Genomic DNA, 17,026 nt, shown 5'->3' with positions numbered 1-17,026 from the left:
GCGGCCACTCAGGCCGGCGGGAAACTCACCCTGACCTTGAGGCCGCCGCTCTCCCCGTCATGCAGGCTGATCTCCGCCAGATGGGCGCGGCAGATCTCGCCGACGATCGCCAGCCCCAGCCCCGCACCATGGCCCTGGCCGGAGCGCCGGTAGAAGCGCTGGAACACCTTGTCCCGCTCCTCGGGCGGAATGCCGCTGCCTTCGTCCTCCACCTCCAGGATCGCCGGCGCGCTCACCCGCAGCACCACGCTGCCCCCCTTGGGTGTGTGGGCCAGCGCGTTATCCACCAGGTTGTTGAGCAATTCGTTGAGCAGGGTGGGTTCACCCATCACCCAGGCCGGGTCCTCGGCCTCCAGCGCGAGGGCGATGCCCCGGGCGTGGGCGAGGGGCGCCAGGGCCATCCCCAGCTCCCGCGCCAGCGCCCCCAGCTCGATGCGCTCGGCGCCCCCCTCGGCGATGGCCCGGGCACCACTTTCGATTCGCGCCAGTGAGAGCAGCTGGTTGGCCAGGTGGGTCAGGCGATCGGTGTTCTGCGCCGCCTCCTCCAGGGTCGCCCGCCAGACGGCCGGGTCTTTCTCGCGCAACCCCAGCTCCACCCGCGCCTTCAGGGCGGCGAGGGGCGTGCGCAACTCGTGGGACGCGTCGGCGATGAAGTCCGCCTGACGCTGGAAGAGCCCGCGCAAGCGTTCGGTGAACTGATTCAATGCATCCACCAGCGGCCTCAACTCGCGTTGCACGGCCACCTCCGGTAGCGGACGCAGGTCGTCGGCTTCCCGCTCCTCGACGGCGATACGCAGCTTGTTCAGTGGACGCAGGGCCGCGCTCACCGCCAGCCAGACCAGCAACAGGGCCGCCGCCACCAGCAGCGCCAGGCGCCAGAGGCTGTCCACCAGCAGGCCACGGGCCAGCCGTTCGCGTGCCCCCTCGGTCTCGGCCACGCGGATCTCCGCCACCCCGTTCAGGCGCGGCTCGCTGACCGGCTGCAACAGGCTGACCACCCGAACCCCGGTGCCCTCGTACTCGGCATCGTAGAAACGCGCCAGTGCCGGATAGTCATCCGTGCGCCGGGTACCTGGCGGCGGCGGGGGCAGTTGCTCGTAGCCGGACACCAGCTTTCCGTCCGGATCGATCACCTGATAGAAAATGCGCCCGGCGATGTCGTAGGCGAAGGTGTCCAGGGCCACATAAGGCACATCCGCCTTGAGCCGGCCATCGGCTTCGTAGAGACCGTCCGCAATGGCCCGGGCCGATGCCAGCAGGGTGCGGTCATAGGCGGTGTCGGCCGCTTCGCGGGCATTCCAGTAGGCGCTGAGACTGGCGATCACCAGAAGCCCGCCGAGCATCAGGGCCAGGCGCCGCAGCAGCCTGCCGCGCAGGCTGCCGGCTTCACGCATCCTGGCTCTCCAGCAGATAACCCAGTCCGCGGAAGGTGACGATGCGCACTGCGCTGCCCTCCAGCTTCTTGCGCAGACGATGGATGTAGATCTCGATGGCGTCCGGACTCGCCTCCTCGTCCAGGCCGAAGACCTGGGACGCCAGTTGCTCCTTGCTCATGACCCGCCCCGGCCGCGCGATCAGCGCCCCCAGCACCGATTGCTCGCGGGAGGTCAGGCTGAGCGGCTCCTCCGCCAGGGTGAAACGCCGCGTCCCCAGGTCATAGACCAGCGCGCCGCAACGCTGCTGCTGCTCCCCGCCCAGCACGGCGCGGCGCAGCAAGGCCTTCACCCGCGCCTCCAGCTCGGTGAGCTCGAACGGCTTGGCCAGGTAATCGTCGGCGCCGAGGTTGAGGCCGTGCACCCTGTCCTTCACCTCGCCCCGGGCGGTCAGCATCAGCACCGGCAACGTCTTGCCCCGCCCACGCACACGCGCCAGGACCTCGAAGCCATCCATGCGTGGCAACCCCACGTCCAGCACCGCCAGGGCGTAGTCCTCGCTGGCCAGGGCCAGGTCGGCGGCCACGCCATCATGCAGCACATCCACCGTCCAGCCCTCGCCCTTGAGCGCCTGGGCCACGCTTTCCGCCAGTTGGGGATGGTCTTCGACCAGCAGGATTCGCACGAGAATGTCTCCGAAAGGACGGCTATCGCCCCAAAGTGTAACGGCCCGCCCGCCGCTGTGAACGCCGCGCGAACTTTCTTTCAGCGTGAAAGGCTGGCGAAAGCTTCAGGTCCTAGCATCGCTCCAGGGTGGCAAGTACCACCCACCAAACGGACCGGCCCGTGGTTGCGCCGACCCGACAACAAGAACAATGGAGACCACCCGATGCTCACTGCCGCACGGCAGGCGCTTCCGCCTGTTTGTACCCTCAGCCTCGCCATTGCGGGCTGCACCCTGGCCGGCCAGGCCAGCGCCGAGTTCCTCAAGGACAGTTCGGCCACCCTCGAAGCCCGCAACATTTACCTGAACCGCGACTTCCGCGAAGGCGATGGCCAATCCAAGCGCGAGGAATGGGCCCAGGGCTTCCTCCTCAATATCCAGTCCGGCTACACCGAAGGCACCCTGGGCGTCGGCCTGGATGCCCTGGGCATGGTCGGTTTCAAGCTGGACTCCGGACCGGGCCGAAGCGGCACCGACCTGCTGCCGGTGCAGGACGACGGCGGCACGCCGGACCAGTTCGGCAAACTGGGCCTCACCGCGAAGATCCGCGCCTCGAACAGCGAGTTGCGCCTGGGCAGCCATATCCCCGAGCTGCCGGTGGTCAAGGCCAGCGACAGCCGCATCACGCCCCAGGTGTTCGAAGGCGGACTGCTCACCTCGAAGGAAATCAGCGACCTCAGCTTCACCGGCGGCCGCCTCAGGGAGGTGAAGGACCGGGCCTCCACCAACTCCGAGGACCTGGCCCTCAACAACAAGAACAAGCGCTTCGCCAGCGCCGCCACCGGCTCCCACTTCGACCTGGCCGGCGCCGACTACGCCTTCAGCAAGCAACTCACCGGACGCTACTACTTCGCCGAACTCGACGACGTCTACCGCCAGCATTTCTTCGGCCTGCTGGCCAGCCAGCCCCTGGGCGCCGGCACCCTCAGCGCCGACCTGCGCTACGCCATCAGCGACGACAGCGGCCGCGCCGACGCCGGCAAGGTGGACAACCGTGCGCTGAACGGCATGCTCAGCTACGGCCAGGGCGCCCACAAGGTCGGCCTGGGCTACCAGCGCATGAGCGGCGACACCGGCTACGCCTACATCGACGGCAGCGACCCCTTCCTGGTCAACTTCGTCCAGATCAACGACTTCGCCAATGCCGACCAGCGTTCCTGGCAGGCTCGCTACGACCTGGACTTCGCCCGCTTCGGCGTCCCGGGCCTGAGCTTCATGACCCGCTACATCACCAGCGACAACGCCCAGGTCACCGGCAGCAGCGAAGAAGGCCGCGAATGGGAGCGCGATGTCGAGTTCAAGTACGTGGTGCAGAGCGGCACCCTCAAGGACCTCACCTTCCGCGCCCGCCACGCCGGTTTCCGTTCCACCTTCGCCCGCGATGCGGACGAGCTGCGCCTGATCGTCAGCTACGCGCTGCCGATCTGGTGATCCACAATAAAACTCCACAGGAGAACCCCATGAAGACTGCCCTCTCCCGCATCGCCCTGATCACCTCCGGCCTCCTGCTCTCCACCCAACTGATGGCAGAGCCCAAGCGTCCGGAATGCATCGCCCCCGCCAAACCCGGCGGCGGCTTCGACCTGACCTGCAAACTGGCCCAGAGCGGCCTCAAGGACAGCGGCCTGCTGAAGTCGCCGATGCGCGTCACCTACATGCCCGGCGGCGTCGGCGCGGTGGCCTACAACGCCGTGGTGGCCCAGCGCCCGAAGGACGCCGGCACCATCACCGCGTTCTCCTCCGGCTCCCTGCTCAACCTGGCCCAGGGCAAGTTCGGCCGCTACGACGAGAACGCCGTGCGCTGGCTCGCCGGGATCGGCACCGACTATGGCGCGATCTCCGTGCGTGCCGACTCGCCCTACAAGACCCTGGGTGAACTGGTGGAAGCCGTGAAGAAGGACCCGGGCGGCATCGTCTTCGGCGCCGGCGCCACCATCGGCGGCCAGGACTGGATGCAGACCGCGCTGATCGCCCGCGCCGCTGACATCGACCCGCAGAAGCTGCGCTATGTGGCCTTCGAGGGCGGCGGCGAAACCCTCACCGCCATGCTGGGGGGCCACGTCCAGGTCACCAGCAGCGGCCTGGGTGAAGTCACCCCGCAGCTGGCGGCCGGCAAGATCCGCGTGCTGGCGGTGCTCTCCGACCAGCGCCTGCCCGGCAAGCTCGCCGACATCCCCACCGCGAAGGAGCAGGGTTTCGACATCACCTGGCCCGTCATTCGTGGCTTCTACATGGGACCGGAAGTCAGCGACGAGGACTTCAACTGGTGGAAGCAGCAGTTCGACACCCTGCTGGCCAGCGAGGATTTCGCCAAGCTGCGGGAACAGCGTGACCTCTTCCCCCTGAGCATGACCGGCGACGAACTGAAGGCCTACGTCTTCGACCAGGTCAAGCAGTACAAGCAGCTCGCCGGTGAGTTCGGCCTCGCGCAGTGAACTGACCTGAAAGTCCGGGTGAGGCGGACGCTCCCCTCACCCCCGGCCCCTCTCCCGCCGGGAGAGGGGAGATCAACCGCTTCTGGGTAAACCGCCATGCACGTCCGAATCTTCGCTGCGGTCTGGCTGCTCGTCTGCGCCTTTCTCGCCGTAGTGGCCTGGGGCTTCCAGGCTCCCTTCAGCTATGACCCGGTAGGTCCTCGCGCCTATCCCCTGCTGCTGCTGTTCCTCATGGCCACGGCTGCCGCCTGGTTGCTCTACAAGCCGGGCGACGCCGGCAACCGACCGATCTCCTGGCCCCTGGCACGCAAGGTCACCCTCTGCGTCCTGGCCCTGGTGGCCTACGCCCTGCTCTTCGAACCGCTGGGCTTCGTACTCAGCACGGCCCTGGTGGGTTTCAGCCTCGGCCTGCTGTTCAACGGCCGGCCCATCCCCAGCCTGGTGAGCGGCGTGCTGATGGGCGTCCTGCTCTACGGCCTGTTCGACTACCTGCTGGACGTCCCGCTGCCCCTCGGCGTCTTCGGCCTCCTGGAGAACTGATATGGAAACCCTGAACTTCCTGGCCCAGGGCTTCGATGTCGCCCTGCGCCCCATCAACCTGCTGGTGGCCCTGTTCGGCGCCTTCGTCGGCACCGTGGTCGGCCTGCTGCCGGGCCTGGGCCCGATCAACGGCGTGGCCATCCTGCTGCCCCTGGCCTTCGCCCTGGGCCTGCCGCCGGAAACCGCCCTGATCCTGCTGGCCGCCGTCTACCTGGGCTGCGAGTACGGCGGCCGCATCTCCGCCATCCTGCTCAACGTGCCGGGCGACGCCGCCGCCATCATGACCACCCTCGACGGTTATCCCCTGGCCCGCCAGGGCAAGGGCGGCATCGCCCTGTCGCTGTCGGCCATGAGCTCCTTCATCGGCAGCACCATCGCCACCATCGGCGTGGTCCTCTTCGCGCCCATCCTCGCCAATTGGGCGGTGGCCTTCGGCCCGGCCGAGTACTTCATGCTGATGGTGTTCGCCATCGCCTGCCTGGGCGGCATGGTCGGCGACAAGCCGGTGAAGACCCTGCTGTCGGCCCTGATCGGCCTGGGCCTGGCCACCGTGGGCGTGGACGCCACCACCGGCGTCTACCGCTTCACCTTCGACAGCGTCGGACTCTCCGACGGCATCCAGTTCGTCATCGTGGTGATCGGCCTGTTCAGCGTCAGCGAAGTGCTGCTCATGCTGGAGCACACCAGCACCGGGCAGACCGCCGTGAAAGCCAGCGGCCGTATGCTGTTCAACCTGAAGGAGCTGGCGACGGTCGGCTGGAGCACGGTACGCAGCTCCCTGGCCGGTTTCGTCATCGGCGTCCTGCCGGGGGCCGGCGCCACCATCGCCAGCGCCATCACCTACATGAGCGAGAAGCGCATGGCCGGCAGTTCCGGTCGCTTCGGCGAAGGGGACCTGCGCGGCCTGGCGGCACCGGAAGCGGCCAACAACGCCTCGGCCTGCGGCTCGCTGATTCCGATGCTGACCCTGGGCGTACCGGGCTCGGGCACCACCGCGGTGATGATCGGCGCCCTGACCCTGTACAACATCACCCCCGGCCCGCTGCTGTTCGAGCAGCAGCCTGATGTGGTGTGGGGCCTGATCGCCTCGCTGTTCATCGGCAACGTCATCCTGCTGCTGATGAACATCCCGCTGGTGGGCCTGTTCGCTCGGATGCTCAGCGTGCCGACCTGGATCCTGGTGCCGGCCATCACCGTGGTCAGCGTCGTCGGCGTCTACGCGGTGCACAGCACCACCTTCGACCTGGTGCTGATGGCCGCCCTCGGCGTATTCGGCTACCTGCTGCGCAAGATGGACTTCCCGCTCTCCTCGCTGATCCTCGGCTTCGTCCTCGGCGAGCTGATGGAATCGAACCTGCGCCGCGCCCTGTCCATCACCAACGGCGACCTCGGCATCCTCTGGGGCAGCCCCATCACCCTCGCACTCTGGGCCCTGACCGTGCTGATGCTGGCCCTGCCGGGCATCCGCTGGTGGCGCGCGCGCAGCAAGGCGAAGCTGGCCCATGCCTAAATGGCTGCTGACGCCCCTGGTGGGCGCCGCCGGCGGCGCGCTGGCCAGCCTCGTGGGCTGGCCCCTGCCCTGGATGGTGGGCTCGCTGCTGGCGGTGATCGCCGTCCGCTGCATCGCTAACCGGCCGCTGGCGGAAATCCCCGGCGGCCGCAAATGCGGTCAATGGATAGTCGGCGTCGGCATCGGCCTGCACTTCACCCCGGCGGTGGTGGAACAGGTGCTGGCCAACAGCGCGGTGATCCTGGTGGGCGCGCTGGCCACCACCCTCTCCAGCCTCATCGGTATCCGCCTGATGCTGCGCAGCGGCGAGGACCGCGCCACCGCCTTCTTCGCCAGCATGCCCGGCGGAGCCAGCGAAATGGTCAACCTGGGCAGCCGCAACGGCGCGGTCACCAGCCGCGTCGCCGCCGCCCAGAGCCTGCGCCTGCTGCTGGTGGTGCTCAGCGTGCCCGCCCTGTTCCAGCTGTTCCTCGGCACAGGGCCTGCGCTCCACCAGGCCGCGCCGGTGGACGGGACCTGGCTGGGCCTGGCGCTGGCCGGCGGCGCCGCCCTGGCCCTGCTGATGCAGCGTTATCACCAACCCAACCCCTGGCTGATCGGCCCCCTGCTCGTCAGCGCCGTCCTGTGCGTCGGCTTCGACCTGCGCCTGGGCCTGCCCGACGGGGCGAGCGAGCTGGGGCAATGGCTGATCGGCAGCGCCCTGGGCTGCCACTTCGACCGCGCCTTCTTCCGCCGCGCCCCATCCTTCATCGCCCGCACCCTGCTGGCCACCGCCCTGGGCATGGCCTTTGCCGCCCTGGCCGCCGAGCTGCTCGGCTGGCTGGACGGCCTCGACCACCGCTCGCTGATGCTGGGGATGATGCCCGGCGGCATCGCCGAACTCAGCCTCACCGCCGAAGCCTTGCAGCTCTCGGTGCCCCTGGTCACCGCCCTGCAGGTCCTGCGCCTGCTGCTGGTGCTGTTCCTCGCGGAACCGGTGTTCAGGCGCTGGCAATTGAAGGCTGAAAGCTGAGGTCCGAACGACATTCGTCCGGGCTCCTCACGGGCCAGGCGGCGCCGTCCGGCATCGCGGCAATATCCGGACATAGCCCCTTGTGCCAGGTCAGGCGAAGGCGCCTATCCTCTTCCCCATCCGCCCTCGCCCAGCCCTGCCATGCCCGGACGCATACAACGCCTTCGACCGCTTGTCCTGCTTGCCGCCCTCCTGCTGCTGGCGGCCTGTAGCCGGCTCGACCTCGCCTACCGCAACCTGGACCTGGTGATCCCCTGGTGGATCGGCAACTACGTCAGCCTCGAGCCGTCCCAGAAGGCCTGGCTGGAGCCGCGCCTGCAGCGGCACCTGGCCTGGCACTGTCGCACCCAACTGCCGGAGTACGTCGCCTGGCTGGACGATATGTCCCGGCTCAGCCAGCGCCCGAGTCTGACTGAAGAGGAGGTGCAGGAACGGATCACCCGCATACGCGGCGCCATGGCCACCATCGCCCGGGAAATCACCCCGACCGCGCTGGGCCTGACGGAAAGCCTGACGCCCCGGCAGATGGGCCAGATCTACGTGGCCATGGATGAGCGCAATGCCGAACTGCGCGAGGAGCACGTGGCGCCCTCCCTGGCGAAGCAGGCGCAAGCGCGTGCCCAGCGCATGGAGGATCGGGCTCGGGAATGGCTCGGGCCCTTGCGGACCGACCAGCGCCGCAGCATCCAGGCCTGGGCCCGGGCCCAGGGCGACTACAACCGGATCTGGGCGGAGAATCGCGAGGCCTGGCTGGTGGCCTTGCGCACCGCGCTGTATGGCCGCCACCTCGATGACTTTCCGTCCCGGCTCACGGCGCTGCTGCAGCAGCCGGAACACTTCTGGACGACGGCCTATCGCGACACCTATCCCCGGGTGGAAAGGAACCTGGCGCGGTTGCTCAGCGACCTGTTCAACAGCGCCGACGCGTCGCAGCGGGCGCATCTGCGCGAGCGCATCGACGACCTGGTGGCGGACCTCAAGGGGCTGGAATGCTACCCCCGCTGACCCGCTCAGAGTGGCGGGAGGTTCCAGTCGATCGGCTCCAGTCCGTGCTGGGCGAGGAACTTGTTGCAGCGGCTGAAGTGCCCGTTGCCGAGGAACCCGCGGTACGCCGACAGCGGCGACGGATGCGCCGACTTGAGGATCAGGTGCTTGGTGGGGTCGATCAGGCGCTCCTTGCTCTGGGCATGGGCGCCCCACAGCAGGAAGACCAGATGCGGCTGACGCTGACTGACGACCTCGATCACCCGGTCGGTGAAGGACTGCCAGCCGGCACCGGCATGTGAGCCCGCCCTGGCCTGCTCGACGGTGAGGGAAGTGTTGAGCAGCAGCACGCCCTGCTCCGCCCAGGACTGCAGGTAGCCGTGGGAAGGCATCTCGATGTTCAGGTCACGCTTGAGTTCCTTGTAGATGTTCTGCAAGGAGGGCGGCGTGGGCACGCCCGGCTGCACCGAGAAGCACAGGCCGTGGGCCTGGCCCGGCCCGTGGTAGGGATCCTGGCCGATGATCACCACCTTCACCTTGTCCAGCGGGGTGGAGTTCAGGGCGTTGAAGATCAGCGGTCCGGGCGGAAAGACCACCTTGCCGGCGGCTTTCTCCTGCCGCAGGAACTCACCCAGTGCCGCCATGTAGGGCTTGTCGAACTCGTCCCGCAGGGCGTCTTTCCAGCTCGCTTCGAGCTTGATCCGGTCTTCGCTGTCAGTCATCGCATCCCATCTCATCGCACTTGCCGGGACGCTACCCGCCCGGTGGTCGGGCACCCTAAGAAATGCCCACTACCCTTGTCAATCAAGGACGACTGGAGCTGATCCACATGGACAACCGACACGATTCGGTGAAACGCGCCCTGTACCAACGTTTCCTCGGGACCCGCGACGCCCTGCCGCCGATGCCGCCCGTCGCCCGGCACCTGCGCCACCTGCTGGCGAACCCCACGCCGGAGCGGGAGCAGGCCTGCGCCCTCCTGGAGGACGCCCCCGCCCTGTCCGAGCGACTGCGGCAGTTCACCAGCCTGCCCCTGCTGGGCCACGTCCGCCCATGCTCCGGCCTGCGGGACCTGGTGGAGCAACTGGACGGCAGGCGCCTGGCCAACCTGGTACTGGCCTTCGAGCTGCGGCAGCTGTACGACGGCAGCGAACCGCGCCTGGTGACGGTCTTCGAAAAACGTTGGCACCTCGCCCTGCAACGGGCCGCCCTGAGCGCCGGCCTGGTCCGCCACGTGCCGCACCTGGAGGTCGAGGACGCCCTGCTGGCCGGCCTGCTGCAGGACGTGGGCAGCCTGCCGCTGTTGCGCGAGCTCCATCATTGGCCCCAGGTGTCGCGCCTGGAGGTGGACCTGCAGCGGCTCTGCGAACAGCTCTCCGCCGAACTGGGCGTGCTGCTGCTGCGGGCGTGGAACCTGCCGGCTGGCCTGATCGAATGCGCCCGCCTTCGCCAGGACTGGTGCCGCCAGCACAAGGGGCCGGTGGACCTGGCGGACGTGGTCCAGGTCGCCAGCCAACTACTGGAAGAGCCCCGGGACGACGAGCGCCTGGCCCGGCTTCCCGCCTACCAGCGCATGGCGCTGCCAGCGCCCCGGGAACTGCGGGCGGACCTCGCGGAAGTGGTGGCCTTGTGGCTGAAGCTGCTGGGAGGCCGCCCCCTCGATACCGATTGACCGCGCACCCGCTTACGAATCCGCATCATTCGCCGGCAAAGCCACACCCCGCTGCAGGAGCGGGCTCGCCCGCGAAAGGGCACGCACTCAGCCCTGATGCAACGCCCGGTAATGGCTGGGCGCCATGCCCACCACCTTCCTGAACAGCCGCGAGAAGTAATAGACGTCCTCGTAACCCAGTTGCTCGGCGATCTGCTTGACGCCAAGGTCCCCTTCGTCCAGCAGGCGACAGGCATGGGCCATCTTCAGCTGGATGAAGTCCTGGATCGGCGCGTGGCCGGTCAACGCCCGGTAGGTCTTGGCAAAGTGGAAGCGCGACAGCTTGAACTGCGCCGCCAACTGGTCGAGGTTCAGGCTGTCATGGAGATGGGCGCGCATCACCGCCTGTACCGCATCCACATCCAGCACTCGTCCGGACTTGAGAAAGCCCCGCACCGGGAGCACCGCCAGGGAGGTGAGCAGGGTCTGCAACTGATGGGCGGCGTAGATGAAATGCGGCAGGTTGAGGCCTTGCCGGCGCAGGCACAGCAAGGCATCGAAGTCCGCCAGCAAGCGCGGCTGGGCGCCGATCCTGCGCAGCGGCGCGCTCCCCAGGGGGCGCAGGTAGTCCGCCACCAGCTCGCCCTCGAAATGCACCCAGTAGATGCTCCAGGGACGCTGGGGGTCGGCGCCGTAGGCGTGGGCCTGCCCCCGAGGCAGCAGCAGCAGGTCACCACCCGCCACCTCGAATCGTCCATCCTCGCTGTCCAGCCAGCCCTGGCCGGCACGGCAGTAGATCAGGAGGTAATCCTCCGGCGCCTGGCGCTCCATGCGGTGCCCCCGGGCCTCGGGGTAATAGCCCAGCGCCAGTGGATAACAGGCGGAAGTCAGCGGGTGGCGGGCCAGCAGCCGACGCAGGCGTGGCGGCGTGGTGAAACGCACGCCATTGGCCGGAAGGGGCCAGTTGGAGGTTTCGACGAAGCGGTTCATGGTCGTTCTTGTGGATGGCCGCAGTACCAAGATCGTCCATCCCCCACCCAAGATCGTCAATCCACAAGTGGCTCGGCGGCCGCTATAAGAACAAGAAACCACAAGGTCCCGCCTGGCGGGTGGAGTGCGAGATGCCCAGGACCATCCCCCAACTGATCGACGGACAGTGGCGCGAAAGCCGCGCCCGCGAACTGATCGAAGTGACCGATCCGGCGACCCAGGATGTCCTCGCCCTGGCGCCCAAGGCCACGGCGGAAGAAATCGAGGCCGCGGTGGCCAGCGCCCAGTCCGCCTTCGCCAGCTGGCGCGAGGTGCCGGTGCCCGAACGGGCCCGCCTGATGCTGCGCTACCAGCAACTGCTCAAGGAACACCACGACGAACTGGCCGAGTTGCTGGCCCGCGAGACCGGCAAGACCTTCGCCGACGCCAAGGGCGACGTCTGGCGCGGCATCGAGGTGGTCGAGCATGCCGCCAATGTGGCCAGCCTGATGATGGGTGAGACGGCGGAAAACATCGCCCGCGACATCGACATCGCCAGCTGGGTGCAACCCCTCGGCGTGTGCGTCGGCATCACCCCCTTCAATTTCCCCGCGATGATCCCGCTGTGGATGTTTCCCCTGGCCATCGCCTGCGGCAACACCTTCGTCCTCAAGCCCTCCGAGCAGGACCCGCTGACCCCCAATCGCCTGGCCGAACTCTTCCTCGAAGCGGGTGCGCCCGGGGGGGTGCTGCAGGTGCTCCACGGTGGCCGCGAGCAGGTGGACGCCCTGCTCACGCACCCCGACGTGCGGGCCATTTCCTTCGTCGGCTCGGTGCCGGTGGGCCAGCACATCTACCGCACCGGCACCGCGCACCTGAAACGGGTGCAGGCCTTCGCCGGCGCCAAGAACCACATGGTGGTGCTGCCCGACGCCCACAAGGAGCAGGTGCTGAGCAACCTGGTCGGCGCCAGTTGCGGCGCCGCCGGCCAGCGCTGCATGGCCATCAGCGTGGCCGTGTTCGTGGGTGAATCGCGGGCCTGGATTCCCGAACTGGCGGAACAGATGGCGACCCTGCGCCCCGGCCACTGGAAGGATGCCCAGGCCGCCTTCGGCCCGCTCATCAGCCAGCAGGCCCGGCAACGGGTCCTGCGCCTGATCGCCGAGGGCAAGGCCGAGGGCGCCGAGTGCCTGCTGGACGGCTCCCGCTGTGAGGTGGAGGGTTTCCCCCAGGGCAACTGGCTGGGCCCGACCCTGTTCCGGGGCGTGACCACCCGAATGGGCCTGTACCGGGAGGAAATATTCGGTCCGGTGCTGATCTGCCTGGAAGTGGACACCCTGGACGAGGCCATCGCCCTGGTGAACGCCAACCCCTACGGCAACGGCACCAGCCTGTTCACCCGCTCCGGAGGCGCCGCGCGGCACTTCCAGCACGCGGTGGAAGTGGGCCAGGTGGGCATCAACGTGCCCATTCCGGTGCCCCTGCCCTTCTTCTCCTTCACGGGTTGGAAGGGCTCCTTCTACGGCGACCTGCACGCCTACGGCAAACAGGCGGTGCGCTTCTACACCGAGACCAAGACGGTGACCAGTCGCTGGTTCGACGATGCACCGGTGACTGGCCCGAACATGACCATCCACCTGAAATAGGACCGCGGGAGTGCGTTCCGCGCGCGACCCCGAACGGATCGCAAGCGCGCTTCCGCATGATTCGGCTTATAGCGACCAAGACCTAGACCTATGGATTTCAACCTCACCGAAGAACAACGCCTGCTGGTGGAGAGCGCCCGCGCCTTCGCCCAACACGAACTGGCGCCCCACGCCGCCGACTGGGACCGCGAGCACCACTTCCCCCTGGACGTCATCCGGCGCGCCGCCGAACAGGGCTACCTGGGCCTCTACATCGCCGAGGAGGACGGCGGCCTCGGCCTCTCCCGGCTTTCCGCCTCGCTGATCTTCGAGCAGCTGGCGGCAGGCTGCGTGGCGACCACCGCCTACCTCACCATCCACAACATGGCCGCCTGGATGCTCGCCTCCTTCGGCGACCCCGCACTCAAGGCCCAATGGCTGCCCAGCCTGATCAGCGGCGAACGGCTGGCCTCCTACTGCCTGACCGAGCCGGATGCCGGCTCCGATGCCGCCCACCTGCGCACCCGCGCCCGACGCGATGGCGATCACTATGTGCTGGACGGCAGCAAGTGCTTCATTTCCGGCGCCGGCAGCACCCAGGTCCTGGTGGTGATGGCACGCACCGGGGACGACGGCGCCAAGGGCATTTCCTGCTTCCTGGTGCCGGCCGATGCCGAGGGCATCCGCTACGGCCGCAACGAGGACAAGATGGGCTGGCGTGCCCAACCCACCCGCACCATCACCTTCGAGGCGGTGCGCATTCCCGCCGGCAACCGCATCGGCCCGGAAGGCCAGGGCTTCGTCTACGCCATGAAGGGGCTGGACGGCGGCCGCCTCAATATCGCCAGCTGCTCCCTTGGCGCCGCCCAGGCGGCCCTGGAGCAGAGCCTTCGCTACGTCGAGGAGCGCAAGCAGTTCGGCAAGGCCCTGGCGCAGTTCCAGGCGCTGCAGTTCAAACTGGCCGACATGCTCACGGCGCTGACCGCCAGCCGCCAGATGGTGCGACTGGCCGCCCATCACCTCGACCAGGGGCACGCCGAGGCCAGCCTGCATTGCGCCATGGCCAAGCGCTTCGCCACCGATCAGTGTTTCGAACTCTGCAACGAGGCCCTGCAGCTCCACGGCGGCTACGGTTACCTGAACGACTACCCGCTGGAACGCTGGGTACGGGACACCCGGGTGCACCAGATCCTGGAGGGCACCAATGAAATCATGCGCGTCATCGTGGCGCGTCGTTTACTGGAACAGGGCGGCAGCCTCGACCGCCTGTCGTGACGATCCAAGGAGAACTGCATGAGCACCGCCGTAGAACCCTATCAGCCCGGCATCTTCGACCTGACCCACAAGCTCACCGTGGAGAAGCACGGGCACACCGCGCTGATCACCATCAACCACCCGCCGGCCAACACCTGGGACCGTGAGTCGCTGATCGGCCTCAAGCAACTGATCGAGCACCTGAACCATGACGACGGCATCTACGCCCTGGTGGTGACCGGCCAGGGCCAGAAGTTCTTCAGCGCCGGCGCCGACCTCAACCTCTTCGCCGACGGCGACAAGGCCCGCGCCCGCGAAATGGCCCGTCGATTCGGCGAAGCCTTCGAGGCCCTGCGGGACTTCCGTGGCGTCTCCATCGCCGCCATCAATGGCTACGCCATGGGCGGCGGACTGGAGTGCGCCCTGGCCTGCGACATCCGCATCGCCGAACGCCAGGCCCAGATGGGCCTGCCGGAAGCCACGGTCGGCCTCCTGCCCTGCGCCGGCGGCACCCAGGCGCTGCCCTGGCTGGTGGGCGAAGGCTGGGCCAAGCGCATGATCCTCTGCGGCGAGCGGGTGGACGCCGAGACCGCCCTGCGCATCGGCCTGGTGGAACAGGTGGTGGACAGTGGCGAAGCCCGTGGCACCGCCCTGCTGCTGGCAGCCAAGGTGGCGCGGCAGAGCCCCGTGGCGGTGCGCACCATCAAACCGCTGATCCAGGGGGCGCGCGAACGCGGGCCCAACGGCTGGCTGCCGGAGGAACGTGAGCGCTTCGTCGACCTGTTCGACGCCGAGGACACCCGCGAGGGTGTCAACGCCTTCCTGGAAAAACGCGACCCGCACTGGCGAAACAAGTGACGAGAATGACCATGAACCTGAGCTTCGAAGAACGCAGCGGCCTTCACGGGGCCCGCATCGGCATCGCCACCCTGGATGCCGAGACCAGCCTCAATGCCCTGTCCCTGCCGATGATCGAGGCGCTGGACGCCAGGCTGCGCACCTGGGCCAGCGACCCGGAGATCGTCTGCGTGCTGCTGCGGGGCGCCGGCCCCAAGGCCTTCTGCGCCGGCGGCGACGTGCGCAAGCTGGTGGACGCCTGCCGCGAACACCCGGGCGTGGTGCCCCCGCTGGCGGGCCGCTTCTTCGCCGATGAATACCGCCTGGACCATCGCATCCATACCTACCCCAAGCCGTTCATCTGCTGGGCCCACGGCCACGTGCTGGGTGGCGGCATGGGCCTGATGCAGGGTGCGTCGATCCGCATCGTCACGCCCTCCAGCCGCCTGGGGATGCCGGAAATCAGCATCGGGCTCTATCCCGACGTGGGCGGCAGCTGGTTCCTCGCCCGCCTGCCGGGCAAGCTCGGCCTGTTTCTGGGGCTCGGGGCCGGCTCCATCAACGCCCGCGACGCCCTGGACCTGAACCTGGCCGACCGTTTCCTGCTGGATGACCAGCAGGAGGCCCTGCTCGGCGGGCTGGTCCAGCTGAACTGGCAGTCGCAGGCCGGCCAGCAGCTCAACAGCCTGCTCAAGGCCCTGGAACAGGAAGCCCGCAGCCAGTTGCCGGAGGCCCAGTGGCTGCCGCGCCGACCGCGCATCGACGCACTGCTGGACGTGGCCGACCTGCCGGCGGCCTGGAAGGCCATGACCGCCCTGCAGCACGATGCCGACGTACCCCTGGCCCGCGCCGCCAAGACCCTGGCCAACGGCTGCCCCCTCACCGCCCACCTGGTCTGGGAGCAGATCCGCCGAGCCCGGCACCTGTCCCTGGCGGAGGTGTTCCGCATGGAATACGCCATGAGCCTGAACTGCTGCCGCCATCCGGAGTTCCCGGAGGGTGTGCGGGCGCGCCTCATCGACAAGGACAACGCCCCGCGCTGGCACTGGCCGGACGTGTCGGCCATCCCCCGGGCGGTGATCGAAGCCCACTTCGAGCCGGTGTGGGACGGCCCGCACCCCCTGGACGATCTCTGACCAGAGGCCCGAGACCGGACGGCCGGGCCAAGGAGACGCAGCATGAGCGACATCGCCTTTATCGGACTCGGCCACATGGGCCTGCCCATGGCCCGCAACCTGCTCAAGGCCGGTTACCGGCTGCGAGTGCATGACCTGGTACGCAGCGCCGTCGACGAACTCGCCGCCGAGGGCGCCACCTCGGCGACGGACGCCCGCGAGGCCGTGGCCGGTACGGCGGTGGTCATCACCATGCTGCCGGCCAGCCGGCATGTGGAAGGCCTGCTGCTGGGCGAGGATGGCCTGCTGCAGGCCATCGCCCCCGGCAGCCTGGTGCTGGAGTGCTCCACCATCGCGCCCGAGTCGGCACGCAAGGTCCACGCCGAAGCGCGCGCCCGGGGCATCGACCTGCTGGATGCGCCGGTGTCCGGCGGCACCGCCGGCGCCGCCGCAGGCACCCTCACCTTCATGGTGGGTGGCGAAGCGGCGGCCCTGGAGCGGGCGCGGCCGATCTTCGAGGCCATGGGCAAGAACATCTTCCACGCCGGCCCCGATGGCGCCGGCCAGGTGGCCAAGGTGTGCAACAACCAGGTGCTGGCGGTGCAGATGATCGCCACCGCAGAATCCATGGCCCTGGGCGTGGCCAACGGGCTGGATCCGGCGGTGCTGGCGGAGATCATGCGCCAGAGCTCCGGCGGCAACTGGGTGCTGGAACGCTACAACCCCTGGCCCGGCGTGATGCCCAACGCCCCGGCGAGCCGCGAGTACGAAGGGGGGTTCATGGCCGAGCTGATGGCCAAGGACCTGGGCCTGGCCCAGGAAACCGCGCAGAACAGCCTCTCCAGCACGCCCATGGGCGCCCTGGCGCTGCAGCTCTATCGGCTGTTGCTGAAACAGGGCCAGGGCAGGAAGGACTTCTCGGTGGTGCAGAAGCTGTTCGTGGAATGACCCCGCGCCCCGGGAACCGGGCCCCTGGTACGCAAGACCCGTCGCGAGG

16 protein-coding genes are annotated in these 17,026 nt (G+C 68.4%); 12 read left to right on the top strand and 4 right to left on the bottom strand.

The window, feature by feature from the left end; translation table 11 throughout:
* Positions 1–8 precede the first annotated feature (8 nt).
* A complete protein-coding gene (locus tag KF707C_RS06730; protein WP_003455274.1) occupies positions 9–1,394 on the bottom strand; it encodes a sensor histidine kinase in 1,386 nt (461 codons plus the stop codon).
* Positions 1,387–2,058, bottom strand: a complete 672-nt coding sequence (locus KF707C_RS06725) for a response regulator (RefSeq protein WP_003455276.1) — start codon at positions 2,056–2,058, stop codon at positions 1,387–1,389. The genes KF707C_RS06730 and KF707C_RS06725 overlap by 8 nt, the downstream gene beginning before the upstream one ends.
* 204 nt (positions 2,059–2,262) lie before the next feature.
* On the opposite strand from KF707C_RS06725, the gene KF707C_RS06720 reads away from it, so the two are divergent.
* The 6 genes from KF707C_RS06720 (at position 2,263) to KF707C_RS06695 (ending at position 8,599) form a co-directional block, all read left to right on the top strand.
* Complete coding sequence (locus KF707C_RS06720; RefSeq protein WP_003455283.1) at positions 2,263–3,528, top strand: OprD family porin; 1,266 nt, start codon at positions 2,263–2,265, stop codon at positions 3,526–3,528.
* Positions 3,529–3,557: 29 nt separating this feature from the next.
* The gene (locus KF707C_RS06715) at positions 3,558–4,532 is read left to right on the top strand and encodes a Bug family tripartite tricarboxylate transporter substrate binding protein (RefSeq protein WP_003455289.1); all 975 of its coding nucleotides are present in this window, start codon (positions 3,558–3,560) and stop codon (positions 4,530–4,532) included.
* 96 nt (positions 4,533–4,628) lie between these two features.
* Positions 4,629–5,072 carry a tripartite tricarboxylate transporter TctB family protein gene (locus KF707C_RS06710; RefSeq protein WP_003455290.1) on the top strand — a complete coding sequence of 148 codons (444 nt, stop codon included), beginning with the start codon at positions 4,629–4,631 and terminating at the stop codon, positions 5,070–5,072.
* A gap of 1 nt (position 5,073) precedes the next feature.
* On the top strand, positions 5,074–6,582 hold the full coding sequence (locus tag KF707C_RS06705; protein WP_003455291.1) for a tripartite tricarboxylate transporter permease: 1,509 nt from the start codon (positions 5,074–5,076) through the stop codon (positions 6,580–6,582).
* Positions 6,575–7,594 carry an AbrB family transcriptional regulator gene (locus KF707C_RS06700; RefSeq protein ID WP_003455292.1) on the top strand — a complete coding sequence of 340 codons (1,020 nt, stop codon included), beginning with the start codon at positions 6,575–6,577 and terminating at the stop codon, positions 7,592–7,594. Before KF707C_RS06705 ends, KF707C_RS06700 begins: the two co-directional genes overlap by 8 nt.
* Before the next feature lie 141 nt (positions 7,595–7,735).
* Complete coding sequence (locus KF707C_RS06695; RefSeq protein ID WP_003455293.1) at positions 7,736–8,599, top strand: DUF6279 family lipoprotein; 864 nt, start codon at positions 7,736–7,738, stop codon at positions 8,597–8,599.
* A gap of 5 nt (positions 8,600–8,604) precedes the next feature.
* Here the strand turns inward: KF707C_RS06695 and ung are convergent, their stop codons facing one another.
* Entirely contained in the window at positions 8,605–9,300 is a 696-nt protein-coding gene (gene ung / locus KF707C_RS06690) for a uracil-DNA glycosylase (protein ID WP_003455294.1), read from the bottom strand.
* A 107-nt stretch (positions 9,301–9,407) separates the two neighbouring features.
* Here ung and KF707C_RS06685 point away from each other — a divergent pair, with 107 nt between their 5' ends.
* Positions 9,408–10,250 (top strand): HDOD domain-containing protein, encoded by an 843-nt coding sequence (locus KF707C_RS06685; protein ID WP_003455322.1) that lies wholly within the window; start codon positions 9,408–9,410, stop codon positions 10,248–10,250.
* An 87-nt stretch (positions 10,251–10,337) separates the two neighbouring features.
* Here KF707C_RS06685 and KF707C_RS06680 read toward each other — a convergent pair whose 3' ends face one another.
* Positions 10,338–11,219 carry an AraC family transcriptional regulator gene (locus KF707C_RS06680; protein ID WP_003455324.1) on the bottom strand — a complete coding sequence of 294 codons (882 nt, stop codon included), beginning with the start codon at positions 11,217–11,219 and terminating at the stop codon, positions 10,338–10,340.
* Positions 11,220–11,350: 131 nt separating this feature from the next.
* On the opposite strand from KF707C_RS06680, the gene KF707C_RS06675 reads away from it, so the two are divergent.
* The 5 genes from KF707C_RS06675 to mmsB all read left to right on the top strand — a co-directional run bounded on the left by KF707C_RS06675 (position 11,351) and on the right by mmsB (position 16,977).
* A complete protein-coding gene (locus KF707C_RS06675; protein ID WP_003455325.1) occupies positions 11,351–12,844 on the top strand; it encodes a CoA-acylating methylmalonate-semialdehyde dehydrogenase in 1,494 nt (497 codons plus the stop codon).
* Between the two features lie 90 nt (positions 12,845–12,934).
* Positions 12,935–14,098 carry an isobutyryl-CoA dehydrogenase gene (locus KF707C_RS06670; RefSeq protein WP_003455328.1) on the top strand — a complete coding sequence of 388 codons (1,164 nt, stop codon included), beginning with the start codon at positions 12,935–12,937 and terminating at the stop codon, positions 14,096–14,098.
* Between the two features lie 18 nt (positions 14,099–14,116).
* A complete protein-coding gene (locus tag KF707C_RS06665) occupies positions 14,117–14,935 on the top strand; it encodes an enoyl-CoA hydratase (protein WP_003455329.1) in 819 nt (272 codons plus the stop codon).
* An 11-nt stretch (positions 14,936–14,946) separates the two neighbouring features.
* Positions 14,947–16,050, top strand: coding sequence for an enoyl-CoA hydratase/isomerase family protein (locus tag KF707C_RS06660; protein WP_036993713.1), 1,104 nt, complete (start codon positions 14,947–14,949; stop codon positions 16,048–16,050).
* Positions 16,051–16,092: 42 nt separating this feature from the next.
* Entirely contained in the window at positions 16,093–16,977 is an 885-nt protein-coding gene (gene mmsB, locus KF707C_RS06655; RefSeq protein ID WP_003455333.1) for a 3-hydroxyisobutyrate dehydrogenase, read from the top strand.
* The last annotated feature ends 49 nt before the right edge of the window (positions 16,978–17,026 follow it).

Origin of the sequence: Pseudomonas furukawaii (assembly GCF_002355475.1) — a bacterium.
GTDB classification, from domain to species: Bacteria; Pseudomonadota; Gammaproteobacteria; order Pseudomonadales; family Pseudomonadaceae; genus Metapseudomonas; species Metapseudomonas furukawaii.
The sequence above is the reverse complement of the archived record's forward strand: the minus strand, read 5'-3'. Positions and strand labels throughout refer to the sequence as shown.